This is a genomic window from Enterobacter cloacae complex sp. P6RS (genome assembly GCF_014982245.1).
GTDB lineage: Bacteria > Pseudomonadota > Gammaproteobacteria > Enterobacterales > Enterobacteriaceae > Enterobacter > Enterobacter bugandensis.
The window spans coordinates 335,244-359,726 of sequence record NZ_JADCLB010000020.1 but is presented as its reverse complement, the minus strand read 5'-3'; the positions used below and the strand labels follow the sequence as shown (position 1 = coordinate 359,726).

General features: G+C 53.3%; 26 protein-coding genes and 3 tRNA genes. 16 read left to right on the top strand and 13 right to left on the bottom strand.

Features of this window, described 5'->3' with window-relative positions; translation table 11 throughout:
• Window positions 1–41: 41 nt before the first annotated feature.
• From fliT to fliD, 3 genes are read right to left on the bottom strand one after another with little or no spacing between them, the layout of a single operon-like run.
• Window positions 42–416: a flagella biosynthesis regulatory protein FliT gene (gene fliT / locus INF73_RS15455; RefSeq protein WP_045260347.1), complete on the bottom strand. Its 375-nt coding sequence runs from the start codon at window positions 414–416 to the stop codon at window positions 42–44.
• Window positions 417–421: 5 nt separating this feature from the next.
• On the bottom strand, window positions 422–826 hold the full coding sequence (gene fliS / locus INF73_RS15450; RefSeq protein ID WP_193540509.1) for a flagellar export chaperone FliS: 405 nt from the start codon (window positions 824–826) through the stop codon (window positions 422–424).
• 21 nt (window positions 827–847) lie between these two features.
• On the bottom strand, window positions 848–2,272 hold the full coding sequence (gene fliD, locus INF73_RS15445; RefSeq protein WP_045631645.1) for a flagellar filament capping protein FliD: 1,425 nt from the start codon (window positions 2,270–2,272) through the stop codon (window positions 848–850).
• A 399-nt stretch (window positions 2,273–2,671) separates the two neighbouring features.
• On the opposite strand from fliD, the gene INF73_RS15440 reads away from it, so the two are divergent.
• From INF73_RS15440 to sdiA, 9 genes are all read left to right on the top strand, one after another.
• Window positions 2,672–3,496, top strand: a complete 825-nt coding sequence (locus INF73_RS15440) for a flagellin (protein WP_047362882.1) — start codon at window positions 2,672–2,674, stop codon at window positions 3,494–3,496.
• Between the two features lie 62 nt (window positions 3,497–3,558).
• Window positions 3,559–4,764, top strand: coding sequence for a flagellin lysine-N-methylase (gene fliB / locus INF73_RS15435; RefSeq protein WP_193066858.1), 1,206 nt, complete (start codon window positions 3,559–3,561; stop codon window positions 4,762–4,764).
• Window positions 4,765–4,893: 129 nt separating this feature from the next.
• Window positions 4,894–5,613 carry an RNA polymerase sigma factor FliA gene (locus INF73_RS15430; RefSeq protein WP_014170714.1) on the top strand — a complete coding sequence of 240 codons (720 nt, stop codon included), beginning with the start codon at window positions 4,894–4,896 and terminating at the stop codon, window positions 5,611–5,613.
• Between the two features lie 54 nt (window positions 5,614–5,667).
• Window positions 5,668–6,219 carry a flagella biosynthesis regulatory protein FliZ gene (gene fliZ / locus INF73_RS15425; protein ID WP_028013680.1) on the top strand — a complete coding sequence of 184 codons (552 nt, stop codon included), beginning with the start codon at window positions 5,668–5,670 and terminating at the stop codon, window positions 6,217–6,219.
• Between the two features lie 86 nt (window positions 6,220–6,305).
• Window positions 6,306–7,106: a cystine ABC transporter substrate-binding protein gene (gene tcyJ / locus INF73_RS15420; protein WP_028013679.1), complete on the top strand. Its 801-nt coding sequence runs from the start codon at window positions 6,306–6,308 to the stop codon at window positions 7,104–7,106.
• A gap of 107 nt (window positions 7,107–7,213) precedes the next feature.
• Window positions 7,214–8,200: a D-cysteine desulfhydrase gene (dcyD, locus tag INF73_RS15415; RefSeq protein WP_193540511.1), complete on the top strand. Its 987-nt coding sequence runs from the start codon at window positions 7,214–7,216 to the stop codon at window positions 8,198–8,200.
• Between the two features lie 21 nt (window positions 8,201–8,221).
• A complete protein-coding gene (tcyL, locus tag INF73_RS15410) occupies window positions 8,222–8,890 on the top strand; it encodes a cystine ABC transporter permease (RefSeq protein WP_028013677.1) in 669 nt (222 codons plus the stop codon).
• Window positions 8,887–9,639, top strand: a complete 753-nt coding sequence (gene tcyN, locus INF73_RS15405) for an L-cystine ABC transporter ATP-binding protein TcyN (RefSeq protein ID WP_041909387.1) — start codon at window positions 8,887–8,889, stop codon at window positions 9,637–9,639. The genes tcyL and tcyN overlap by 4 nt, the downstream gene beginning before the upstream one ends.
• Window positions 9,640–9,860: 221 nt before the next feature.
• Complete coding sequence (sdiA, locus tag INF73_RS15400; RefSeq protein WP_028013675.1) at window positions 9,861–10,583, top strand: transcriptional regulator SdiA; 723 nt, start codon at window positions 9,861–9,863, stop codon at window positions 10,581–10,583.
• A gap of 66 nt (window positions 10,584–10,649) precedes the next feature.
• Here sdiA and INF73_RS15395 read toward each other — a convergent pair whose 3' ends face one another.
• A complete protein-coding gene (locus INF73_RS15395) occupies window positions 10,650–10,874 on the bottom strand; it encodes a DUF2594 family protein (protein WP_014832453.1) in 225 nt (74 codons plus the stop codon).
• 465 nt (window positions 10,875–11,339) lie between these two features.
• Here INF73_RS15395 and uvrY point away from each other — a divergent pair, with 465 nt between their 5' ends.
• From uvrY to INF73_RS15365, 6 genes are all read left to right on the top strand, one after another.
• Window positions 11,340–11,996, top strand: coding sequence for a UvrY/SirA/GacA family response regulator transcription factor (uvrY, locus tag INF73_RS15390; protein WP_045260341.1), 657 nt, complete (start codon window positions 11,340–11,342; stop codon window positions 11,994–11,996).
• Window positions 11,993–13,825, top strand: coding sequence for an excinuclease ABC subunit UvrC (uvrC, locus tag INF73_RS15385; protein ID WP_069733040.1), 1,833 nt, complete (start codon window positions 11,993–11,995; stop codon window positions 13,823–13,825). The genes uvrY and uvrC overlap by 4 nt, the downstream gene beginning before the upstream one ends.
• A 56-nt stretch (window positions 13,826–13,881) precedes the next feature.
• Entirely contained in the window at window positions 13,882–14,430 is a 549-nt protein-coding gene (pgsA, locus tag INF73_RS15380) for a CDP-diacylglycerol--glycerol-3-phosphate 3-phosphatidyltransferase (protein ID WP_008500348.1), read from the top strand.
• A gap of 152 nt (window positions 14,431–14,582) precedes the next feature.
• Window positions 14,583–14,658 (top strand) — tRNA-Gly (locus tag INF73_RS15375).
• A gap of 46 nt (window positions 14,659–14,704) precedes the next feature.
• A tRNA-Cys gene (locus INF73_RS15370) sits at window positions 14,705–14,778 on the top strand.
• A gap of 12 nt (window positions 14,779–14,790) precedes the next feature.
• Window positions 14,791–14,877 (top strand) — tRNA-Leu (locus INF73_RS15365).
• Window positions 14,878–15,141: 264 nt separating this feature from the next.
• Here INF73_RS15365 and INF73_RS15360 read toward each other — a convergent pair.
• The 6 genes from INF73_RS15360 to INF73_RS15335 form a co-directional block, all read right to left on the bottom strand.
• Window positions 15,142–15,594: a DUF3828 domain-containing protein gene (locus tag INF73_RS15360; RefSeq protein WP_193540515.1), complete on the bottom strand. Its 453-nt coding sequence runs from the start codon at window positions 15,592–15,594 to the stop codon at window positions 15,142–15,144.
• Between the two features lie 211 nt (window positions 15,595–15,805).
• On the bottom strand, window positions 15,806–16,522 hold the full coding sequence (locus INF73_RS15355; RefSeq protein ID WP_193540517.1) for an ABC transporter ATP-binding protein: 717 nt from the start codon (window positions 16,520–16,522) through the stop codon (window positions 15,806–15,808).
• The gene (locus INF73_RS15350; RefSeq protein WP_048956507.1) at window positions 16,519–17,394 is read right to left on the bottom strand and encodes an ATP-binding cassette domain-containing protein; all 876 of its coding nucleotides are present in this window, start codon (window positions 17,392–17,394) and stop codon (window positions 16,519–16,521) included. Before INF73_RS15350 ends, INF73_RS15355 begins: the two co-directional genes overlap by 4 nt.
• Complete coding sequence (livM, locus tag INF73_RS15345; protein WP_193540588.1) at window positions 17,391–18,665, bottom strand: high-affinity branched-chain amino acid ABC transporter permease LivM; 1,275 nt, start codon at window positions 18,663–18,665, stop codon at window positions 17,391–17,393. Before livM ends, INF73_RS15350 begins: the two co-directional genes overlap by 4 nt.
• 11 nt (window positions 18,666–18,676) lie before the next feature.
• Entirely contained in the window at window positions 18,677–19,591 is a 915-nt protein-coding gene (locus INF73_RS15340; protein WP_028013668.1) for a branched-chain amino acid ABC transporter permease, read from the bottom strand.
• A 99-nt stretch (window positions 19,592–19,690) separates the two neighbouring features.
• A complete protein-coding gene (locus INF73_RS15335) occupies window positions 19,691–20,812 on the bottom strand; it encodes a branched-chain amino acid ABC transporter substrate-binding protein (protein ID WP_028013667.1) in 1,122 nt (373 codons plus the stop codon).
• Between the two features lie 415 nt (window positions 20,813–21,227).
• On the opposite strand from INF73_RS15335, the gene INF73_RS15330 reads away from it, so the two are divergent.
• Window positions 21,228–21,896 carry a YecA family protein gene (locus tag INF73_RS15330; RefSeq protein ID WP_193540519.1) on the top strand — a complete coding sequence of 223 codons (669 nt, stop codon included), beginning with the start codon at window positions 21,228–21,230 and terminating at the stop codon, window positions 21,894–21,896.
• Window positions 21,897–21,930: 34 nt separating this feature from the next.
• Here INF73_RS15330 and tyrP read toward each other — a convergent pair whose 3' ends face one another.
• The 3 genes from tyrP to yecR form a co-directional block, all read right to left on the bottom strand.
• Complete coding sequence (gene tyrP, locus INF73_RS15325; protein WP_041909407.1) at window positions 21,931–23,142, bottom strand: tyrosine transporter TyrP; 1,212 nt, start codon at window positions 23,140–23,142, stop codon at window positions 21,931–21,933.
• Between the two features lie 245 nt (window positions 23,143–23,387).
• The gene (gene ftnA, locus INF73_RS15320) at window positions 23,388–23,885 is read right to left on the bottom strand and encodes a non-heme ferritin (RefSeq protein ID WP_028013664.1); all 498 of its coding nucleotides are present in this window, start codon (window positions 23,883–23,885) and stop codon (window positions 23,388–23,390) included.
• Window positions 23,886–24,088: 203 nt separating this feature from the next.
• Window positions 24,089–24,427 (bottom strand): YecR family lipoprotein, encoded by a 339-nt coding sequence (yecR, locus tag INF73_RS15315; protein ID WP_059358221.1) that lies wholly within the window; start codon window positions 24,425–24,427, stop codon window positions 24,089–24,091.
• Window positions 24,428–24,483 lie beyond the last annotated feature (56 nt).

The window sequence follows — 24,483 nt, the reverse complement described above, 5'->3', positions numbered from 1 at the left end:
CAGAAGCCATATGGCAGACTTCTGGAGTATGGATGAAGAAATCATAATTGTGTGTCGCGGGTAACACTTTCTGGATAAAGAATATTCCCTGACAGCTTTCCATAGGTAGAGGTGATGGATTGCTGTTTGCCGGTTTGATCGATGAGATTACGCAGTTCGTCCATCCGCACTTTCAGCAGCGCCTTTAACGTATTCTCATTGTCGAGGATCATCTCCAGCAGCGCACGCGCTTGCTCAACCTGAGCCGGGGGGCATGACATGATGGGCGTTTGCGAAATCCTTTCCACCAGTTGAACGTAATGCATTTCCTGCTCAATAAGCGCATCCCATTGACCAGAATGTGCGAGATTTAGCATAGCAATGCTCTGAGCATGTAACGCCTGCCAGTGGCTAAGCGCTGCGCTGGGATTATTCATCAAAATTATCCTGAAATAGAGGACGCATTGGGGCCGATTTGCTTCCACGCATCCGCAATGTTGTTTAATAAACCCTCGACTTCAACAATTGCGTCTATGTCATTACTGACGTTCGCCAGTAATAAACGTCGAACCATATATTCGTACAAGGAGGCAAGATTACTGGACAGCTCGCTCTCAACCTCCATGTTCAGTCCTGCTTTTAAACCGTTGTCGATGATGTTAATGGCTTTCGATAACGCTTCGCCTTTTTCACGAATTTGTCCGGCTTCCATGAACAAACGCGCGCGGACGAGGGCGCTATGCGCCCCGTCGAACAACATGACAATCAGCTGGTGTGGACTGGCATTCATAACTGCGCTTTCTACTCCTATCTGCTGATAGGATTGAACACCAGAGGTCTTATACATATCCACTCCTGAAGGCTACGACTATTTTTGTGAGAACTGTTGGGTCAGATAGTTGGCCGTACTGGTCATTTTGGTGACTAATACGTCCAGGCTGGTGAACTGCGCTTTGTAACGCGCCATGGTGGCATCAATAGAGGCTTCCATAGAGTCGTAACGTTCGCCCAGGGTTTTCAGCGTTTTGTTGATACCGTCTTTCGCGTTCTGGATCACGCCCGCGCTGCCGGTGCTGGTGCTGAGCATGGTGGTCAGCGTGTTGTTCATCTGGGTCGCCAGACCGGTTTTCTTTCCGTCACCGATAAAGTACTGCTGTACGGCGGTCGGGTTGTCGGTCAGCGCTTTTTTCAGCTTATCGGAATCCACTTTGAGGTTACCGACCGTACCGTCTGCACCTTTCACCGGATCCTGGGTAATCCCCAGCTGAGCCATGATCTGAACGGAGCCAGCCTGAACTTCGGTCAGCAGACCGCGCAGCTGAGACTGGATCCCGCGCACGTTTGCATCACCCACCAGCGCGCCGTTGCTGGTGGACTGGCTGCCAGAACCTGCGTCGACCGGCACATATTTGGTGAGGCTGTTAATGGTGGACTGCAGCGAGTTATACGCGGTTACCCAGTCCGTTACGGCTTTTTGGTTTGCGTCCGTGGCGCGCGTCACTTCCAGCATTTCATCCGCTTTACTTTCTGCCTTCACGGTGAAGGTCATCCCCGGCAGCGCATCGGAAATGGTGTTCGATTGACGCTCAATCTTGATGTCGTTCACAACGACAATCGCATTCTGGGCCGCGGTATTTACCGCCAGCGCGCCGGTTTTGGCGGTTGAGTCGTAGCCGATTACGCTTTGCAGCTTGTCGTCCCCGGTGACGCTGATGGTCATCTCGCCATCCGTACCGGTGGTTTTCGAGGAGAGCATCAGGCGGTAATCGCCGTCTTTCGCCTTGATTACGCTGGCGGTGACGTTGCCGTTCGCTTTATTAATCGCGCTCGCGATCCCGGCAAGCGACGTATCGCCATCGGCCAGGTTCACCTCTAAAGGCGTTTTTGTCCCCGGCTGGGTAATCGTAATTTTACGCGTCGTGCCGGTCGTATCGCCCAGCAGCTCCGTGTTGGTGGCATAGGAGCCCGTCGTGAGCGCCTGTGCTTTTGCCACCTGGTTGACATTAACCACATAAGAGCCGACGGATGCGTCTGCGGTCGTGGTTGCCGTAAAGGCCGTGTTGGTGCTGCTTACGGCGGTTGAGTTCCATGTGGTCGCTTTACCCAGCGCAGCGGTCGCAGTCTGCAGCGAGGTCATGGCACTCTGCAGCTTGCCGTACGCGCTTAACTGTGCGTTATACGTTGATTGCTGGGTAGTAATCGTCGTCAGCTTGGTTCGTTCTGCTGCATCCAACTGATTATATAATTCCCCGAGTCCTGCAGAACCTATCCCGAGGTTACTGATAGTAGCCATGCATATTTTCCTTAAATACGAAAGTAGTTCAGGACTCTTATCGGCCTCGAATAGTAAAAGTTTACGATGGTGAGAAAAAAATAATCCAAAGAATAGGCATGTCCTGGCGCGTTAAATGAAACGATTGCACTTTGGGACGATTTTTAGTGCGTCAATAACACAGATAAATGTGTGCCTTTTTTGGCATATTCCGCGTAATAAAAAGCCGTAAATAATAACCTCATGATGAACCTTAATTGATTTTTTAAAAATAAAACCATTAATAATCATTGAGTTATAATTTTTTCGAAATTGATTCTAAAGTCTTTTCGGGACCCGTCGATAACCTTGTTGACGGTGAGAGACGCTGTGAGTGTTAGGCACCGGACCTAAAACCCAATTTTTGAAGGAAAGAAAATTATGGCAGTTATCAATACTAACCTGTTGTCCCTGACTACTCAGAACAACCTGAACAAATCTCAGTCTTCTCTGGGCACTGCTATTGAGCGTCTGTCTTCAGGTCTGCGTATCAACAGCGCGAAAGATGATGCCGCTGGCCAGGCGATTGCAAACCGCATGACCGCTCAGATCAAAGGCATGACTCAGGCAGCACGTAACGCCAACGACGGTATCTCCATGGCGCAGACTGCTGAAGGTTCCCTGAACGAAATCAACAACAACCTGCAGCGCGTTCGTGAACTGGCTGTTCAGGCAAGCAACGGCACCAACAGCACGTCTGACCTGGCTTCTCTGCAGGATGAAGTTACCGCTCGTCTGGCTGAAATCAACCGTGTTGCCAGCAAAACTGACTTCAACGGCATCAAACTGCTGGACGGTTCTGCAGGTACTGCTGGTGTGGTTAAAATTCAGGTTGGCGTGAACGACGGCGACACCATCGATCTGGACCTGAGCGGTGCTAAAGCTGACACCACGACTCTGGGCGTGAACGCTATCGACCTGAAAGCAATGACTGCGACCGATCTGGACACCATTGACAAAGCTATCGCTAAAGTTGATACCGCTCGTTCCGGTCTGGGTGCTGTGCAGAACCGCTTCACTTCTGCAATCAACAACCTGAACAACACCTCTAACAACCTGTCTGCTGCTCAGTCCCGTATCCAGGACGCTGACTACGCAACTGAAGTTTCCAACATGTCCCGCGCGCAGATCCTGCAGCAGGCTGGTACTTCTGTTCTGTCCCAGGCAAACCAGGTTCCACAGACCGTTCTGTCTCTGCTGCGTTAATTTTACGCATCAAACCCCGCTTCGGCGGGGTTTTTTTGTCTCTGAATTTTGAGGATCCGCCCGTGAAACAGATCGTTATTACCCAGCCTAAACTGGTCGCAGATTTTTCCTGTGTCGGTGGGGAATGCCGTGAACATTGTTGTCAGGGCTGGACCATCGCGTTTGATAAATCCTCCGTTAACCGCTATCTGAACAGTAAAAATGCCGCCATTCGTCACACGGCAAAGAAGGCTATAAAAGTCACAAAAAAACAGTATGGCAACTGGGGCGAAGTGATTTTCCATACGGAGAGTAAAAACTGCCCGTTTATGGATACGGAAAAGCTCTGTTCTATTCATAGCGCCATGGGCGCTCAGGCGTTAAGCCCGACCTGTTCGACGTTCCCGCGGACAAACCGGGTCTATAAAAATGAAATTGAAAAATCACTTAATCTCTCGTGTCCGGAAGTCACTCGACTGCTGTTGAACGATCGGGCATCGATGTCGATGATGGAATCCATCAGCGTTCAGCAGGACGTGAATAATGCGCCAGCGATGGATTTGAAGATTAAGGTCATCAATCTCTTCTGCCAGAACCTCTTCAGCGTTGAGGCGGTGAGCGTTGAAGAACAAGTTTATGCCGTGGTGAAATTCCTCATGGTGGCTGAAAAGCTCGAAAACCTGGAAGAGAATATCAGTACGCTCGAAACGGTTTATTATTCGCTGGTGAACGAGCTGGTGAGCGGTAAAATCAAGACGGAGTTAGGCGGGTTTAATCAGAACTACAGCCTGAAATTCGCGTTAATCTCGCTCATCCAAAGCTACTTTACGAAGAAAGCGACGGCCCGCGGTGGCGCCGTATTAAACCGTTATTTTGATCAGCTTTATAAACAGTTTGAATCTGTCGATGATACCGTTTCGGCAGAAAAGGTCATGGAAAACATCGAGTCCGTCTGGCGCGATGTGGCGGGCGGTTACATCGCGGCAAACGATCACCTCTTTAAGAACTTTTTTAAATACAAGCTCTGGGAGCAGGGCTTCCCGCAGAGCAATGGCCGCAGCATGTTGAATAATCTTTATTTAATCGTTGCGGAGTTCTATTTTCTCAAATCGCTGCTTGCCGGTCAGGCCATCGTGGCGGGGAAAATTGAACAAGACAATATTATTGACGTTATTTACAGCTTCCACTCACTGAGCCAGCATAATCAGGAAGCAGGAAAGCTCTTTCATCAACATATAGATAGCGTCAAATTGGGCGACGATCTTTCATTGTTACAACTGTTAATTTAGCCAGAAAAGTTGCCCCTGCTGCGGGCAACCTCAGAATAACCTCACTTTATCCCCCTTTTTCATCCAATTGAACGCCCTGCAGAATCGGATAATCATGCCGATAACTCAACTAACGCAGGGCTGTTTATCGTGAATTCACTCTATACCGCTGAAGGTGTAATGGATAAACACTCGCTGTGGCAGCGTTATGTCCCGCTGGTGCGTCACGAAGCATTGCGCCTCCAGGTGCGTTTGCCGGCGAGCGTGGAACTTGACGATCTGCTACAGGCGGGCGGTATCGGGTTATTAAATGCAGTTGACCGATACGACGCTCTGCAAGGAACGGCATTTACGACTTACGCAGTTCAGCGTATTCGTGGTGCGATGCTGGACGAGCTGCGCAGCCGCGACTGGGTGCCGCGCAGCGTTCGCCGCAACGCGCGCGAAGTGGCGCATGCGATGGGACAGCTGGAACAGGAACTGGGACGCAACGCAACGGAAACCGAAGTGGCGGAACGTCTTGGCATTGCTGTTGAAGAGTATCGTCAGATGTTGCTCGATACCAATAATAGCCAACTCTTCTCCTATGACGAGTGGCGCGAAGAGCATGGCGATAGCATCGAGCTGGTGACGGACGAGCACCAGCAGGAAAACCCGTTACACCATTTAATGGAAGGGAATTTACGCCAGCGCGTAATGGAAGCGATTGAAGCTCTGCCCGAGCGCGAACAGCTGGTGTTGACCCTTTATTACCAGGAAGAGCTTAATCTCAAAGAGATTGGCGCGGTTCTGGAGGTGGGGGAGTCGCGGGTTAGCCAGCTGCACAGCCAGGCCATTAAACGCTTACGAACCAAACTGGGTAAGTTATAGGTGATCCAATCACCCGAAAAATGCCGCACAACGTATTGACAACCAGGAGTTATCATGACGGTGCAGCAATCTAAAAGACGGCCTTTAAGCCGCTACCTGAAAGACTTTAAACACAGCCAGACGCATTGCGCCCACTGTAACAAATTACTCGATCGTATCACGCTGGTTCGCCGGGGCGAGATCGTGAATAAAATCGCTATCTCTCGCCTCGACACGTTAATGGATGAAGCCGCGTGGCTCGAAGAGCAAAAAGAGTGGGTGGCGCTTTGCCGTTTCTGTGGCGATCTCCACTGCAAAGAGCAAAGCGACTTCTTCGATATCATCGGCTTCAAACAATTCCTGTTTGAACAAACGGAGATGAGCCACGGCACCGTGCGCGAATATGTGGTTCGCCTGCGCCGTCTTGGGCAGCATCTGAGCGTTAACAATATCTCTCGCGATCTGCTGAAGACCGGTTATCTGGATGAAAATCTGGAGCCGTGGCTGCCTGCAACCAGCACCAACAACTACCGTATTGCGCTGCGCAAGTATGCGCAATATAAGGTGCAAATGCCGGGTTCCGTGAAGCAGAAAGCGCTCGCCGGAACAACTTCTGATATATATTAAAAAAGAATAAGATGTAGCGCAGTCGCCTTTGACGTTGCAGGCGATTTCTCTACACTACGTAAAAATTCCACTATATCGGGGTATTTATGAAATTTGCACTTCTGGGTCGTCAGGCGCTGATGGGTGTTATGGCCGTCGCGCTGGTTGCGGGCATGAGCGTGAAAACGTTCGCCGCAGAAAACCTGCTGAATAAAGTAAAAGAGCGCGGTACGCTGCTGGTCGGGCTGGAAGGAACCTATCCTCCGTTCAGCTTCCAGGGCGATGACGGCAAGCTGACCGGTTTTGAAGTGGAATTTGCAGAAGAACTGGCGAAGCACCTCGGCGTTAAAGCCTCCCTGAAACCGACCAAATGGGACGGTATGCTGGCGTCACTGGATTCAAAACGCATTGACGTGGTGATTAACCAGGTGACCATTTCTGACGAGCGTAAGAAGAAGTATGACTTCTCCACGCCGTACACCGTGTCCGGTATTCAGGCGCTGGTGAAGAAAGGTAACGAAGGCTCCATTAAATCCGCTGCCGATCTGAAAGGCAAAAAAGTCGGCGTCGGTCTGGGAACTAACTACGAAGAGTGGCTGCGCCAGAACGTTCAGGGCGTGGACATCCGCACCTATGATGATGACCCGACGAAATATCAGGACCTGCGCGTAGGCCGTATCGACGCCATTCTGGTTGACCGTCTGGCCGCTTTGGATCTGGTGAAGAAAACCAACAATACCCTGGCAGTAGCGGGTGATGCGTTCTCTCGTCAGGAATCCGGCGTGGCCGTCCGTAAAGGCAACGAGGATCTGGTGAAAGCCATTGATTCCGCGATTGCTGACATGCAGAAAGACGGCAGCCTGAAGGCGCTGTCTGAGAAGTGGTTCGGGGCAGACGTCACCAAATAAGTCGGTGACCTGGAAAAAAGGCGCTTTTAAAAGCGCCTTTTTTATTTCTTACGCGTCTGCGTGCATAATGAAAAATATCACATTTTGTCTGAGTTACCGGAGAGTCCATGTCACTACAGAATTTAACGCGCTTTCCCCGTCTGGAATTTATCGGTGCGCCGACGCCGCTGGAGTACCTGCCGCGATTTTCTGATTATCTGGGACGCGATATTTTTATTAAGCGCGATGACGTGACGCCGATGGCGATGGGGGGCAATAAGCTGCGCAAGCTGGAGTTTCTGGCGGCCGACGCGCTGCGCGAAGGCGCGGATACGCTTATTACTGCCGGAGCCATTCAGTCCAACCATGTTCGTCAGACGGCCGCCGTGGCGGCAAAACTCGGGCTTCACTGCGTGGCTCTGCTGGAAAACCCGATTGGCACGCGGGCTGAAAACTATCTGTCCAACGGTAATCGTCTGCTGCTGGATCTGTTTAACGTGCAGGTGGAGATGGTGGATGCGTTGACCGACCCGACCGCGCAGCTCGACGATCTGGCCACGCGTCTGGAAGCGCAGGGTTTCCGTCCCTACGTTATTCCCGTCGGCGGTTCGAACGCGCTGGGCGCGCTGGGCTATGTGGAAAGTGCGCTGGAAATCGCCCAGCAGTGCGAGGGCGCCGTTAGCCTCTCGTCGGTCGTTGTCGCCTCCGGAAGCGCGGGCACGCATGCCGGGCTGGCGGTGGGGCTGGAACAGCTTCTGCCGGATGTCGAGCTGATTGGCGTGACGGTTTCCCGCAGCGTCGCGGACCAGAAGCCAAAAGTAGTGGCGCTGCAACAGGCGGTGGCAGAGCAGCTGGAGCTGAAGGCCAGGGCCGAGATCTTGCTCTGGGATAACTATTTTGCGCCGGGCTACGGCACGCCTAATGAAGAGGGGATGGAAGCCGTTAAGCTGCTGGCGCGCCTTGAAGGTATACTGCTCGATCCGGTCTATACGGGTAAAGCGATGGCCGGGCTTATCGATGGCATTGCGCAGAAACGCTTTAAGGATGAAGGGCCGATTTTATTTGTGCACACCGGCGGGGCGCCCGCGCTGTTTGCTTATCATCCTCATGTCTAAAAATCAGGTCGAAAAATAATAATGCAAGAAAGTATTCAACTGGTTATTGATTCCCTGCCATTCCTGCTGAAAGGTGCGGTATTCACGCTACAGCTCAGTATCGGCGGGATGTTCTTCGGTCTTGTGCTGGGCTTTGTACTGGCCTTAATGCGCATGTCGCCCATCCTGCCGGTACGCTGGCTGGCGCGCTTTTATATTTCCGTGTTTCGCGGTACGCCGCTTATCGCTCAGCTCTTTATGATCTACTACGGTTTACCGCAGTTCGGCATCGAGCTGGATCCGATCCCGGCGGCGATGATTGGCCTGTCGCTTAACACGGCGGCCTATACCTCCGAAACCCTGCGCGCGGCGATCTCGTCGATTGATAAAGGCCAGTGGGAAGCGGCGGCCAGTATCGGGATGACGCCGTGGCAGACGCTGCGACGCGCCATTCTGCCGCAGGCGGCGCGGGTAGCGCTTCCGCCGCTGAGCAACAGCTTCATCAGCCTGGTGAAAGATACCTCTCTGGCGGCAACCATTCAGGTGCCGGAGCTGTTCCGTCAGGCGCAGCTCATTACCTCGCGCACCCTTGAAGTTTTCACCATGTATCTGGCCGCCTCGCTGATCTACTGGGTGATGGCGACGGTGTTGTCTGCTCTGCAAAACTACTTTGAAAACCAGCTTAACCGCCAGGAGCGTGATCCAAAATGAGTGCAATTGACGTCAAAAACCTGGTGAAAAAATTCCACGGGCAAACGGTGCTCCACGGCATCGACCTGGAAGTTGAGCAGGGCGAAGTCGTGGCGATTATTGGCCCGAGCGGGTCGGGGAAAACCACGCTGCTGCGCAGCATCAACCTGCTTGAGCAGCCGGAAGGGGGCACCATTCGGGTTGGGGAGATAACGATTGATACCGGTAAATCCATCAGCCAGCAGAAAGGGTTGATTCGCCGCCTGCGTCAGCATGTTGGCTTTGTGTTCCAGAGCTTCAATCTATTCCCGCACCGCACGGTGCTGGAAAATATTATTGAAGGACCGGTCATTGTAAAAGGTGAGCCCAAAGAGGAAGCGACGGCACGCGCCCGCGAGTTGCTCGCCAAAGTCGGGCTGGCAGGGAAAGAGACCAGCTATCCGCGCCGCCTGTCGGGCGGGCAGCAGCAGCGCGTGGCCATCGCGCGCGCGCTGGCGATGCGCCCTGACGTGATCCTGTTTGATGAACCGACCTCCGCGCTCGATCCCGAACTGGTGGGTGAGGTGCTGAACACCATCCGCCAGCTGGCGCAGGAAAAACGCACGATGGTTATCGTGACCCATGAAATGAGCTTTGCGCGCGACGTGGCGGACAGAGCCATCTTTATGGACCAGGGGCGGATTGTGGAGCAGGGACCGGCGAAAAGCTTATTTGCTAACCCTCAGCAACCACGAACCCGTCAGTTCCTGGAAAAATTCCTTATGCAGTAGCATTTATGTACTCATTTGCTCCAGAAAGTTCTTCTGGAGCAAATTATTCTCGTTCTCCGCCTTAAACGGTGTTCTTTTATTCCACCCGAACAGAATAATCCTTATCCATAGCACAGTTAATTGTGCTAGTGCCGATATTTTGTAGTTAGAAATAAGTTTTATGTGTTAGGTTATATTCACCATAATAATGATTATCTTTTCAGAGGCTTCTTTTAGTAAGTATGAAGGATTCAGACTTTTTCACCTGGCGACGGGATTGCTCCCTGCGGTTTCAGGAATTGACCTGTGCCGCCGAGGTATATCATGAACTTCAGCGACAAACTCAGGCGCTGGAATTCGATTATTACTCACTCTGTGTGCGCCATCCGGTGCCGTTTACGCGGCCTAAAATTGCTGTGCATGCCACTTATCCGCAACAGTGGCTGGCGCAATATCAATCAGAGAACTATTTCACCATCGATCCGGTGCTAAAGCCGGAGAATTTCATTCAGGGGCATTTACCCTGGACGGACGAATTATTCGCGGATGCTCAGGAATTATGGCATAGGGCGCAGGACTTCGGTCTACGTTCGGGAATAACGCAGTGTCTGATGCTGCCTAATCATGCGCTCGGCTTCCTCTCTGTTTCCCGTACTCGCGCGCAGGAAGGACCGTTTGCCGGCGAGGAAATAGAGCTGCGGCTGCAGATGCTGGTGCAAATGGCATTAACCGCGCTGCTGCGTTTTGAAGATAAGATGGTTATGCCGCCTGAGATGAAATTCAGCAAACGCGAACGAGAAATTCTGAAATGGACCGCGGAAGGGAAGACGTCGGCGGAAATAGCGATCATTCTCTCTATTTCAGAGAATACGGTTAACTTCCATCAGAAGAATATGCAGAAAAAATTTAATGCGCCAAACAAGACGCAGATTGCCTGTTATGCGGCGGCTACGGGACTGATCTGATTAGAGAGTACGTTCTGCGTGACAGACGAGTGGACGGCTGAATGCACTGCATCCAGCCGTTTTTTGTTACTGGCGGTACGCTTGTTTGATTTGCTTAACGGTGTTAGCAAATACGGCCGATTCCGCCTGGTCTTCCATCTGCGCGATTTGTTTTTCCATTTTAATGATCACACGACCAGCATCAGCCTGGCCCATCGCCTGCAGCATCAGCGTTAGCAGCGCTTTCAGGCAGTTTACTTCCTGTGCCAGTTCCTGGTTATTCTCCGCAGTGGCAAATTCAGGTGTGCTCATTTATTTTCCTCATTATTAAACGGCGCTAAAGCGCGACGACGAAAGTCAAGGCGGCGGAGTATACCACAAGCTGCAGCAAAAAATGCAGCGGTTGTTTTTCGTACTTTTACGCCAGTGTTTATTTGCGTAAACAGAGCCAGCCGGTAAACTGATGCTTTGGTATGACTATTAATTGTTTGCGCCTGGTTTACCTGCCGTTAATTATTGTTACAAAAATTTGAGAACAGTTTTTCCGCGAGGAAAGCGTGCAAGCTTTTTGTAACTTTTTGAATACAGATGCTTAAAAAAAGCCGCAAAAGCTCTGATGGCAAGGGCTCTCTTTCCAGGGACTGTACAGGCTAATTTCCAAAAACGAGAGCAAAATCGAATAGCCGATTTTTTAACGTTTTAATCTTGTGATGAAAACCGTTAATATAAGCCAAATTATCACTCAGTAGCGTTATCCCTATTCTGGAGACATTTCCTTTGATCAACGTCCTTCTTGTTGATGACCACGAACTGGTGCGCGCAGGGATACGACGCATTCTTGAAGATATTAAAGGTATTAAAGTTGCCGGTGAGGCGTGCTGTGGGGAAGATGCCGTAAAATGGTGCCGCGCAAACTCGGCCGATGTGGTGCTGATGGATATGAATATGCCCGGTATCGGTGGCCTTGAGGCAACACGCAAAATCGCGCGTACCTTTGTTGATACAAAAGTCATCATGCTGACCGTGCATACTGAAAACCCGCTTCCCGCGAAGGTGATGCAGGCGGGGGCAGCTGGTTACCTGAGCAAAGGCGCAGCACCGCAGGAGGTCGTCAATGCTATCCGTTCTGTATTTGCCGGGCAGCGTTACATTGCCTCCGACATTGCGCAGCAGATGGCGCTGAGCCAGATCGAACCCGAGAAAACGGAATCACCGTTTGCCAGTTTGTCTGAGCGTGAATTGCAGATTATGCTGATGATCACCAAGGGTCAGAAGGTGAATGAGATCTCAGAGCAGCTGAATCTCAGCCCGAAAACGGTCAACAGCTATCGTTATCGTATGTTCAGTAAACTGAACATTCATGGTGATGTTGAACTGACTCATCTGGCCATCCGGCACGGTTTATGTAACGCGGAGACGTTGTTAAGTCAGTGAGTGATGTATTCGATTCAAAAGCATTTCTGAAAACCGTAACCAGCCAGCCAGGCGTCTATCGGATGTATGACGCTGGCGGTACGGTTATCTATGTGGGGAAGGCCAAAGATCTTAAAAAACGTCTTTCCAGCTATTTCCGCAGCAACCTTGCCTCCCGTAAGACCGAAGCGCTGGTCTCACTCATTCAGAATATTGATGTCACCGTGACGCATACCGAGACGGAAGCGCTGCTGCTTGAGCACAACTATATTAAGCTCTACCAGCCGCGCTATAACGTGCTGCTGCGGGACGACAAATCCTATCCGTTTATCTTTCTGAGTGGTGACACCCATCCGCGCCTGGCGATGCACCGCGGCGCAAAACACGCGAAAGGGGAATATTTCGGCCCCTTCCCGAATGGCTATGCCGTGCGGGAGACGCTGGCGCTGCTGCAAAAAATCTTCCCGATCCGCCAGTGTGAAAACAGCGTCTACCGCAACCGCTCGCGCCCGTGTTTACAGTACCAGATTGGGCGTTGCCTTGGCCCCTGTGTTGCCGGGCTGGTCAGTGAAGACGAGTATGCGCAGCAGGTAGAGTATGTACGTCTGTTCTTAGCTGGCAAAGACGATCAGGTTTTAACCCAGTTGATCGGCAGAATGGAAAAAGCCAGCGCCGCGCTTGAGTTCGAAGAGGCTGCGCGGATCCGCGACCAGATCCAGGCGGTGCGCAGAGTCACTGAGAAACAGTTTGTCTCAAATACCGGCGACGATCTCGACGTTATTGGCGTGGCCTTCGACGCCGGCATGGCCTGCGTGCATGTGCTGTTTATTCGCCAGGGCAAAGTGCTCGGCAGCCGCAGCTATTTCCCGAAGGTGCCTGGCGGCACTGAGCTGGGTGAAGTGGTGGAGACCTTTGTTGGCCAGTTTTATCTTCAGGGCAGCCAGATGCGTACGCTGCCCTCGGAGATCCTGCTCGATTTTAGCCTCGATGATAAAACCCTGCTGGCCGATTCGCTCTCTGAACTGGCGGGGCGCCGGGTCAATGTTCAAACCAAACCGCGCGGCGACCGTGCACGCTATCTGAAGCTGGCGCGGACCAACGCGGCGACGGCGCTCACCACTAAACTGTCCCAGCAATCGACGGTGAGCCAGCGTTTAACCGCGCTGGCGACGCTCCTGAAGTTGCCGGAAGTGAAGCGAATGGAATGTTTCGATATCAGCCATACGATGGGTGAGCAGACGGTGGCGTCCTGCGTGGTATTTGACGCCAACGGCCCGCTGCGCGCCGAGTATCGCCGCTATAACATCACCGGCATCACGCCGGGTGATGACTATGCTGCCATGAATCAGGTGCTGCGCCGTCGCTACGGTAAAGCGATTGAAGAGAGCAAGATCCCGGACGTGATTCTTATCGACGGTGGGAAAGGGCAGCTAGGTCAGGCGAAAGCGGTATTCGAGTCGCTCGACGTTGAGTGGGACAAAAACCATCCGCTGCTGTTAGGCGTGGCAAAAGGGGCCGATCGAAAGGCCGGTCTGGAAACGCTGTTTTTTGAGCCGGAAGGTGAGGGCTTCAGCCTGCCGCCAGACTCCCCGGCGCTGCACGTCATTCAGCATATTCGCGATGAATCACACGATCACGCCATCAGCGGCCACCGCAAAAAACGGGCGAAGGTCAAAAACACGAGCACGCTTGAGACTATTGAGGGCGTTGGGCCAAAACGCCGCCAGATGCTGCTGAAGTATATGGGCGGATTGCAAGGATTACTCAACGCCAGTATGGAGGAAATTGCAAAAGTGCCGGGTATTTCGCAAGGGCTGGCAGAAAAGATCTACTACTCGTTGAAACATTGAGGGCTCTGTAGCAACATAGAGCTAAATTTTACTGACAACAAATAGTTACCGTCACTATGCAATATAATATCCCTACGTTGCTCACTCTCTTTCGTGTTGTACTCATTCCGTTCTTTGTGCTGGCGTTTTACCTGCCGGTCGTCTGGGCACCGTTCGCCTGCGCATTGATCTTCCTTATCGCAGCGGTAACTGACTGGTTTGATGGCTATCTGGCGCGCCGCTGGAACCAGAGCACCCGTTTCGGCGCCTTTCTCGATCCGGTAGCGGATAAAGTGATGGTCGCGATCGCGATGGTGCTGGTGGCTGAGCACTATCATACCTGGTGGGTGACGCTGCCCGCCGCAACTATGATTGGCCGTGAGATCATCATCTCTGCGCTGCGTGAGTGGATGGCGGAGCTGGGGAAACGCAGCAGCGTGGCGGTATCCTGGATTGGTAAAGTGAAAACGACGGCGCAGATGGCGGCGCTGGTCTGGATGCTCTGGCGTCCGAACGCCTGGGTTGAGTGGGCGGGGATTGGCCTCCTGTGGGTGGCGGCAGTGCTGACGCTGTGGTCAATGCTGCAATATTTGAACGCTGCGCGCGGGGATTTGCTTGATCAGTGATCGTTTCGCCGTAATTTTCAGCAAACAATCCAGACAAGCAAAAAATAACGTTGACTCATCACGTCATATCAGTAGAATGCAACGCATCGAACGGCGGCACAGCAAGCCGGACGATAATGAAATCAAGTGGTTAGCAGTTAACTTGATAACATGCGGGAATAGCTCAGTTGGTAGAGCACGACCTTGCCAAGGTCGGGGTCGCGAGTTCGAGTCTCGTTTCCCGCTCCAGATTAAAGACATGCGCAATAGCGGGTGTCAGTTAGAAAAGTTTTACGGCGCGTTAGCAAAGCGGTTATGTAGCGGATTGCAAATCCGTCTAGTCCGGTTCGACTCCGGAACGCGCCTCCACTTTCTTCCCGAGCCCGGATGGTGGAATCGGTAGACACAAGGGATTTAAAATCCCTCGGCGTTCGCGCTGTGTGGGTTCAAGTCCCACTCCGGGTACCATGGGAAACAAAGAATAATCAAAGCAATAAGCAGTGTCGTGAAACCACCGAAAGGTGGTTTTTTTGTGCCTGAAATCCACTTTCTTGCATCATTGTTATTATTCAGTTATTCAGTTATTCAGTTATTCAGTTATTCAGTTATTCAGTTATTCAGTTATTCAGTTATTCAGTTATTCAGTTATTCAGAGCGAAGGTGTATTTGTCGGCGATACGACAGGGATTCGCGAAGATGCATTGCATCTGTACCCCTGTCATATCGCCGATATCATTCTGCGCTCAGGTTGTCAGAAATATTCACGCTTGCCACGGACTGAACTTTCCATGCGCCATTTTCTTTGACCATGCAGTCAATCACGGTGTGATCCCGCTTTTTGCCGAATGATATATACACCTGCATGCATGCGGCATCGTAATCTAATGCCCGCGCACTGACGATGCCCCAGTCATCATCATATCCCTGGGCCTTTATGAACATATCGACGTCAGGCACGTCATATTCTTCCGGATCCAGCTTATCCATGGCTTTGAGTTTACTGATTGTTTCGCTGGTAACGTATCGGCTCAGCGCTTCATAGTGTTTTATTGGCTCTTTCCCGCTAAGAATCTGCGAGATGTACCACTTATTAAACTGAAGGGCGGCGGATGCCTCAGGGGGTAGCTTCTGTGCAGCTGATACGAGAGTGGGCAGAAGCAGGGCAGCAAGAATTATTTTTTTCATGTTAGTCATGCCTGTATATTGCATACGCTGGTTTTATGGGCACTCCACATAATTTAATCCCTTATAGACTTAATGGTTAACAAGGGAAACATTACGCCTGTAAGTTGCAGTTTTTTGTAAATAAGGGTGAGCGAAATTAAACCACTATCTGTTTGGATAATGGTGTTTGGTTAATCCATACGGCATCTTTATGCCCGCTATCGCGGGCGTTTTAATATCCGCCCAAATACGCCTTCCTCACCTCCTGATTTCCCAGCAGCTCCTCGCCGCTGCCGCTCAGCCGGATCTGCCCGTTAACCATCACATATCCGCGGTCGGAAAGCTTCAACGCATGGTGCGCATTCTGCTCCACCAGAAAAATGGTCATGCCGTTGCGGGCCAGCTCGCGCAGCGTCTGGAAGATCTGTTTCACAACTATCGGCGCTAAGCCCAGGCTCGGTTCATCCAGCAACAGCAGCCTGGGACGGCTCATCAGCGCCCGGGCGATCGCCAGCATCTGCTGCTCCCCGCCGGACATGGTCATCGCGCGCTGCTTGCGCCTCTCCTTGAGGCGAGGGAACAGGTCGAACATGGTTTGCATATCTTCAGCCGCAAACCGGTTGCCGATGGGGATGGTTCCCATCAGCAGGTTCTCTTCGACGGTCATATCCGGGAAGACACGCCGGCCTTCAGGCGCCTGCGCAATGCCGCCGGAGGCGACGTAGTGGGTGGATTGATGGCTGATGTCGTCACCATTGAACAGAATGTGCCCGCTCCGGATGCGCGGCTGGCCAAAGATAGACATCAGCAATGTGGATTTACCCGCGCCGTTCGCGCCAATCAGCGCCACGGTCTCACCTTTATTGACCTCCAGGGAGACCTGCTTCAGCGCCTGAATGGCACCGTAGAACACATCCACCTCGCGAAATGCCAGCAGCGGTTCTGTCATAGGGACACCTCGCTTTCGTCCGTACCCAGGTAGGCAGCAATCACCTTTTCATCATGCTGAATCTGTTCGGGTTTCCCTCTGGCAATAACATCGCCGTGGTCGAGCACGATAATGTCGTCCGAAATCTCCATCACCATCCCCATATCATGTTCAATCAGTAAGACCGTGATGTCATGACGATCGCGCAGGAAACGAATAATGCTGCTCAGCTTATGCGTTTCGACCGGGTTAAGCCCGGCGGCGGGCTCATCCAGACAGATCATCTCGGGCCCGGTACACATTGCCCGCGCGATCTCCAGACGCCGCTGCTGCCCGTACGACATCTCTCCCGCCAGGCGATTGGCGCACTCCACCAGGTCCACCACCTCCAGCCAGTAGAAGGCCCTGTCCAGGGCATCGCTTTCCGCCCGCCGATATGCCGGCGTGTTTAAGATCCCGGCGAGAAGATTGCGGTTAACCCGCATATGCTGGGCCACCAGAAGATTTTCCACGACAGACATCTCGCGAAAAAGGCGGATGTTCTGAAAGGTGCGCGCCAGCCCGGCGCGGTTCACCAGGTGCGTTCCGCCAAACATTTTGTAGAACAGGCGCTGCCCGAACTGCGCGGGGTTAATCCAGTCGCCCGGCTGGAATTTTTGTCCGAGGACCTGAATAACGTTGGTCGTTTTAGTGCGGGTAGAAAATAAAATATTGCCGCCGGAGGCCTTATAGAAACCCGTCAGGCAGTTAAACACGGTTGTTTTTCCCGCTCCGTTTGGCCCGATAAGGGCGGTAATGGAGCCGCGCTGCACGTCCAGATTAACGTCGTTAAGCGCCTTAATCCCACCGAAGTGCATCATCAGATGTTCCACGCGCAATATCGTCCCGTTCATGGCGCCACGCCCTTACGCACGGCAAACCCGCTGCGGTTAATGCGGATCAGGCCGCGTGGACGCCAGATCATCATCACCACCATTAGCATGCCAAACAGCAGGACGCGGTACTCCGCAAAACTGCGCAGCAGCTCCGGCGTTACCGTAAGCACAAAGGCGGCCAGCACCACGCCAAGGGTCGAGCCCATGCCGCCCAGCACCACGATGGCGAGGATCAGCGCGGATTCAAAGAAGGTAAAGGAGGTCGGATTCACAAACCCCTGATAGGTTGCGAAGAACACCCCGGCAATCCCCGCGGTCGACGCGCCCAGCGTAAAGGCTGAGAGCTTCACCAGGACGTGATTCAACCCCATCGAGCGGCAGGCAATTTCGTCTTCTCGCAGGGCTTCCCACGCCCGGCCAATCGGCATCCGCGTCAGGCGGTGTTTGACGTAGAGCACCAGCATCACCACCAGAAACAGTACGGTATAGATAAAGATAAACTTCATGTTCGGGTTGTAGGTCAGGTGGAAAAACTCGTGAAAAGGCACGCCGCCTTCTTTCGCGCGTCGTCCAAATTCCAGGCCGAAAAAGGTGGGGGGAGGGGCTGACACGCCGTTTGGCCCCCCCGTGAAGGTCAGCCAGTTGTTCAGGATCAGGCGAATGATCTCCCCGAACCCGAGGGTGACGATCGCCAGATAGTCGCCGTGCATGCGCAGTACCGGGAAACCGAGCAGGGCACCGGCGGCGGCGGCCATGATTGCCGCCAGCGGCAGCATGCTCCAGAAGCCTAACCCCAGATACTGGTATCCCAGCGCCAGACCGTACGCGCCAATCGCGTAGAAGGCGACGTACCCCAGGTCCAGCAGGCCGGCCAGCCCCACGACGATGTTCAGCCCCAGACCGAGAAGCACGTAGATCAGCCCGAGAATGGCGACGGTCAGTACATACTTGGTGGCGACAAACGGGAAGCAAACCGCAAGCGCAATCACCAGAGGAATAATCCAGCGCATGCGACTTTTGTAGTCCGGAGGCCTAACATAGACGCCCGCGCTATCGGCTTCGAAGCGCGCCTGGAAACGAGCGCCCACGGCAGTACCCAAAAAAGCGCTCAAGAGAAAACGCCCCAGCATTACAATGCCGACCATCCAGGCCAGCCGTTGTCCGGCAAAGTTAAAGCTGTACCCGTCCAGCACCACGCCAGCAATCGGGCCGAAGATAATCAGGGCAATCAGCCCGGAAAAAATCGCGTCCAGAACGCAGCGCTTTAGAGAAAAACCGTGCGATGTCATCATTCTCTTCCTCACACTTTGGCCACAACCGGACGCCCGAGCAGACCCTGGGGCCGGAAAATCAGGATCATGACCAGCAGGCCAAACGAGAAGACATCTTTATAGTCCGAGTTCACCATGCCCGAGAACTGGGCTTCCGCGACGCCCAAGATAAGGCCACCGAGCATGGCGCCGGGCAAGGAACCGATACCGCCGAGCACTGCCGCCGTAAAGGCCTTAATGCCAATCACAAACCCGACGTAGAAATCAAAGGTGCCGTAATTCATGGTGATGAGCACGCCCGCCAGGCCGGCCATCGCCGCGCCGATAACAAAGACCAGGGAGATAATCCGGTCGGTGTTGATCCCCAGAATAGAGGCCATCTTGCGATCCTGCTGTACCGCGCGGCACATCCGCCCCAGCCGGGTATGGTTGATTATCCACGTAAGCACCAGCATGCCGGCAAACGAGGCGAGCAGAATAAACACTTTGGTGTAGGTTATCTGCACGAACCCGTCGCCAAGATGCAGGCGAATCACGCCGTCGAGCATGGTCGGCACCCCTTGCTGGCGCGGGCCCTGGCTCAGTTGGGCGTAGTTTTGCAGGATAAGCGACATCCCGATGGCGGAGATAAGCGGCGCCAGGCGCGTGGAGTTCCTCAGCGGCCTGTAGGCGATACGCTCGATAGTCCAGCCGTACACGCCAGTTACCGCGATGGTGAACACCAGCGTACCCAGAATCAGCAGGGGGAAGGATTCAAGCCCGAAGAAAGAGAGCAGCGCCAGACCAATGGCGCAGAGATAGGCGGAAATCATATACACTTCGCCGTGGGCGAAATTGATCATCCCGATAATGCCGTACACCATGGTGTAGCCGATGGCGATCAGGCCGTAGACGGAGCCCAGCGTTAAGCCATTGACTAACTGCTGCAGGAAGAATGTACTCATCTTAGCGCGCTCGTTTTATAGGCTGCGCGAGGCGCGCAGCCTGATGTTTATTACGCGCCGACGGGCAAGCCCGCCGACGTTGAGCGTGATTCCGTCCCGTTACTGCACTTCCTTATATTTTCCCTTGTCGTCCCACTGGTAAACCACGTAGTCAGACACTTTCAGGTCGCCTTTGCTGTCCCAGGCTTTTTTGCCCATCACCGTGTCGACGGAATTGGCTTTCAGCCACTCGCTGGCTTTCGCGGAATCCTTGCCGCCGGTGGCCTTGAAGGCTGCGGCAATAGCCTGTACGGAGGCATAGGAGTAGAGGGTATAACCTTCCGGCTCGAATTTACCGGCGCGGAATTTGTCGATAACCGCTTTACCGTCCGGGATCAGGCGCGGATCTTTACCAAAGGTCATGTAAATGCCGTTGGTATATTGCGGGCCGCCCGCTGCCGTCACCATCTCTTCGTTGACAATGCAGTCGCCGGAGAAGAATTTCGCCTGCACCCCCTGTTCACGCATCTGGCGAACCAGCGGGCCAGCTTCCGGGTGACAGCCGCCGAAGAACACCACGTCCGGTTTTTGCGCGCCGATCTTCGTCACCAGCGCGTTAAAGTCTTTTTCACCGCGGGATAAACCTTCATACATCACATCCTTCACCCCGCGCTTCGCCAGCGCCGCTTTGGTGGCGTCTGCCAGCCCTTGTCCATAGGTGTCTTTATCGTGAATGATGACCACGCGTTTGGCTTTTAGCTTGTCGATAATGAAGTCGCTGGCGACCTGACCCTGCTGGTCGTCGCGGCCGCACATGCGGAACATGTCGCTCATGCCGCGTTCGGTGATCTGCGGGTTAGTTGAGCCGGGAGTAATCGCGATGATGCCCGCGTCGCTATACACCTCGGAGGCGGGCATGGTGGAAGAGGAGCAGAAATGGCCGACCACGGCGTTGACCTTATCCTGGTCGACTAAGCGGTTGGCGACGGCCACCGCCTGCTTAGGCTCGCAGGCATCATCCCCCTGAACCAGTTTGATCTTCTCACCGTTAATACCGCCTGCGGCGTTAATGTCTTCGGCGGCCTGCGTTGCGCCGTGCCAGTACTGATCGCCGTAGGTGGCATTAGGGCCCGTGAACGGTCCGGCGACACCGATCACGATATCTGCCCGGGCGGAAAATGCCGTTACCAGACAACCGGCCAGCACAAGAGAAACAGGCGTTTTGATAAATTTCAGCGACATTATTATGTTCCTTAGCAAAGAGGTTTTTGCACCACGGCGTAAGCCTGAACGCCCAGGGCGCAGCCAATCCAAAAACACGAGCAAGAACAAAATGCACTAAACGAACGGCATCCTGCGTGATACGGCGAGGTTTCCATGCGCAGCGTCGCGCGAAGAACAGCAAGCAAAAACGTTGCCAGAATGGTTAACCCCTTGACGGGGTTATGACATGTTTGAGTATAGAGCGCCGCGTTATCCCGCCCTGCGCCAGGAGAAGAATTTACAGCGGAGATCACACATCGTTAACAATAAAGCCCATAAGTTGTGCAATGGTCACGATTTGCACACTTTTGCAGCAATAAAGACCTAAACTTCAGCCAGGGCAGACGTGCGATCTGTGGTAGGATCCTTTCCTTTTTTATCAGGAGTGTCCGCGATGACGGAAGGTCCATTAAATGAAAGCGAAATGGCGTGGCTGGAAGAGACACTAATGTCTTACGGTCATGACGATGCGTCCGTGATTGACGTGTCCGAACTGGACGGCATGCTTACTGCAGTGCTTTCCGGCCCTGTTGTCGTTGAGCCAGAAGCCTGGCTGGTGGCGGTGTGGGGCGGGGAGAAGTACATCCCGCGCTGGAAAAACGATCGCGAGATGAACCGTTTTATCGATCTCTGCTTTAAGCATATGAACGATATTGCGGAGCGCCTGAGTGAATACCCGGATCAGTTTGAGCCGCTGTTCGGCTATAACGACGTTGACGGTGAGAGTTACACCGTTGTCGAAGAGTGGTGCTATGGCTACATGCGCGGCGTGGCGCTGACGGACTGGTCAGCCTTGCCGGAAGCCCTGAAGGCCGATCTCGACGTGATTGCCCTGCACGGAACGGAAGAGAACAGCGAGAAGCTGGATGAACTGTCCGAAGAGGAGTATATCGCCAGCATCGAGAGCATCCAGCCTGCGGCCCTGCGTTTATACAACTACTGGGTGGAGAACCCGCAGCAGCCGGAAGCGAAGAAGCCTGTCGTGAACGGCACGAAAGTGGGGCGTAACGATCCGTGTCCTTGCGGCAGCGGGAAGAAGTTTAAGAGCTGCTGCCTGCACTGATAAAAAAAGGGGCTGATGATAGCCCCTTTTATCATTAACCCACTTCCGGCAGCATCCCGGCTGCAATCAACACCTGCACCAGAATAATCATTACCCCGCAGCCAAACACAACGCACAGCAGCGGTTTTCCCCCCGCGACGCGATATCCTTGCTGAGGATGTTGCTGACGGCTTTTCCACGCCAGCAGGGAAGGGAGCAGCAGGGCCAGGACAGAGAGCGCCACCCCCGCGTAGCCCAGCGCCATCACAAACCCGCGAGGGTAAAACAGCGCAAACGCCAGCGGCGGCAGGAAGGTAATGGCTCCGGTCTGTAACCGTCCGGCGGCAGTATTGCGACGCTGGAACAGGTCGGCCAGGTAATCGAACAGGCCGAGCGCTACGCCCAGGAACGAGGTCGCGAGCGCCAGGTCGGCAAACAGGTGAACCGCCAGCTCCACGTGCGGCGAGGTGACCACCTCGCGTAGCGACAACAGAAAACCGTTCAGGCCAGCGTGCTGCGCCATCAGCCCGACGAAGGTTGAAGAGTCAATGCTACCCAGCGTCACCAGCTGCCAGAAAATGTAGGCGATCAGCGGAATGGCGCTGCCGATAACAAACACACGACGCAGCTTGCGGACATCGCCGTTCATATAGCTGACGATGCTCGGCACGCTGCCGTGGAAGCCAAACGAGGTGAAAATGACCGGAATGGCGGAAAGCGCCAGCCCTTGCTCCAGCGGCAGCGTCAGCAGGTTCACCTTGTGCACGTGCGGTGCCAGCAGCGCCAGCATGACAACCAGAAACAGAATTTTGGCGCTGAACAGAAAACGGTTAAAGAGATCGACCAGCGATGTGCCCACGCAGACCACGCCGCCGCCAATAAGCGCAAAGAAGATAGCACCCGTTGCAGGGGTAATGTCAGAGCCAAACCAGTCGTTGACGCTGGAGGCGATTAGCTCCCCGGCACCGCTGATATACGCGGCCGTGAGGGCGTACATCAGGAACATCATGCTAAAGCCGGTGATCCACTGGCCGTAGCGTCCCAGGTAGCGCGCCGCCAGCGAACCCAGCCCGGTATCGGCGGGCACATGCTGGTAAACCTCAAGCAGCAGCAGTGCGGTATAGCACATTAATGCCCAGAGCGTGCCAAGCAGCAGCAGGGTCATCCCAAATCCCACTCCCGCGGCAGCCAGAGGCATTGCCAGCATTCCTGCGCCAATCGTCGTTCCGGCGACGATAAAAATACTTCCCAGGGTTCTGTTCTTCACGCTTTCCTCTACAACGACGCTTAACCGCAACAAAATCTGCGGCGCAGAGTAAGGCAAAAGCGGTAATTCGTCAAACCACCGTTACAAGGCGTGTAATGAAAGGTTTACGTATTGCGCTACTGCCCATCCTGAATGGGGCGACGGTCAGGCGTGACGTAAATAAGGCGTACGGGGAATAAAATGCGTGTTTTAATGCAGGGGAAAGGTAAATTAACGCGGCGCCGGAAACCGGCACCGCGCTGATATTAATTCTGCGTATCGAGAGTCGACAGTTCTTTATCAATAAAGTAAAGTCCTTCGCCGGATTTACCCACCAGGGATAATTTATCCAGCACGGATTTAAACAGCTTCTCTTCTTCGTGTTGTTCCGCAACGTACCACTGCAGGAAATTAAAGGTTGGATAATCCTGGCCGATCATTGCCGCATGAACCAGTTCGTTAATTTTCTGGGTGATCAGCTGTTCGTGCTCGTAGGTGGCGCGGAACAGTTCGTCGAGAGAATTATATTCAGCAAAAGGCGAGGCCACGTTCTCAATGCGCGGCAGGCTGCCCGTATCGGTCAGATAATCAAACAGGCGCTGCATGTGGGTCATCTCTTCCTGGGCGTGACGACGCAGAAACGCGGCCGCACCTTCAAAGCTGTGATAGCTGCACCAGGCGCTCATCTGCTGGTAGAGAAGGGATGAATAGAGCTCAAGGTTCATTTGTGCATTGAGCTTGTCGATCATTTCAGTTTTCAGCATGGTGGCGCTCCGGATTATTATTACGGGTTCATAATGAGCGACACTATAATTTGTTATTTAATTATTTGCAAAACGTAAAATTAAATATTTGTTCGTTTAAAATACGAATGGGAATAAAACGCATTGGCGATATTTATTTTTATTAATGCGAATTATTTTTGTTCTTAGTTAAATAAAGCGCCAGCAAACGCTGGCAGCTTTGATTAATACCAGGGATTATTTGCCTTAGGGTTAACGGCATACCCCATGCACTTATACTGGATAGTAACGCTCTCGTTCAGGCACAAAGAGCCGCTTGTCAGTGTACAGGTTTTGACCGGCTGCCCGTAGGCAGAGGCGGTGGCATAGCCCATGTTCTGACAGGCTTTTACCGCGGTACCGTTATTAACATATTCATCGGACCAGGCGTTTTGCAGCACGGCCTGGCCATAGTCGAGGCGGACAATGCCGTTCGGCGCGTCGAGGCTGCTGATTTCCGCCTGGCGATTAACGCTGCATCCCGCGAGCAGCAGGACTGTAGCGGCTACGATGGCTCTTTTCATGGTTCGCTCTGAGTGGATGGAAATACGTTATCGTACCCGCAGATGCCCGCTGCAAT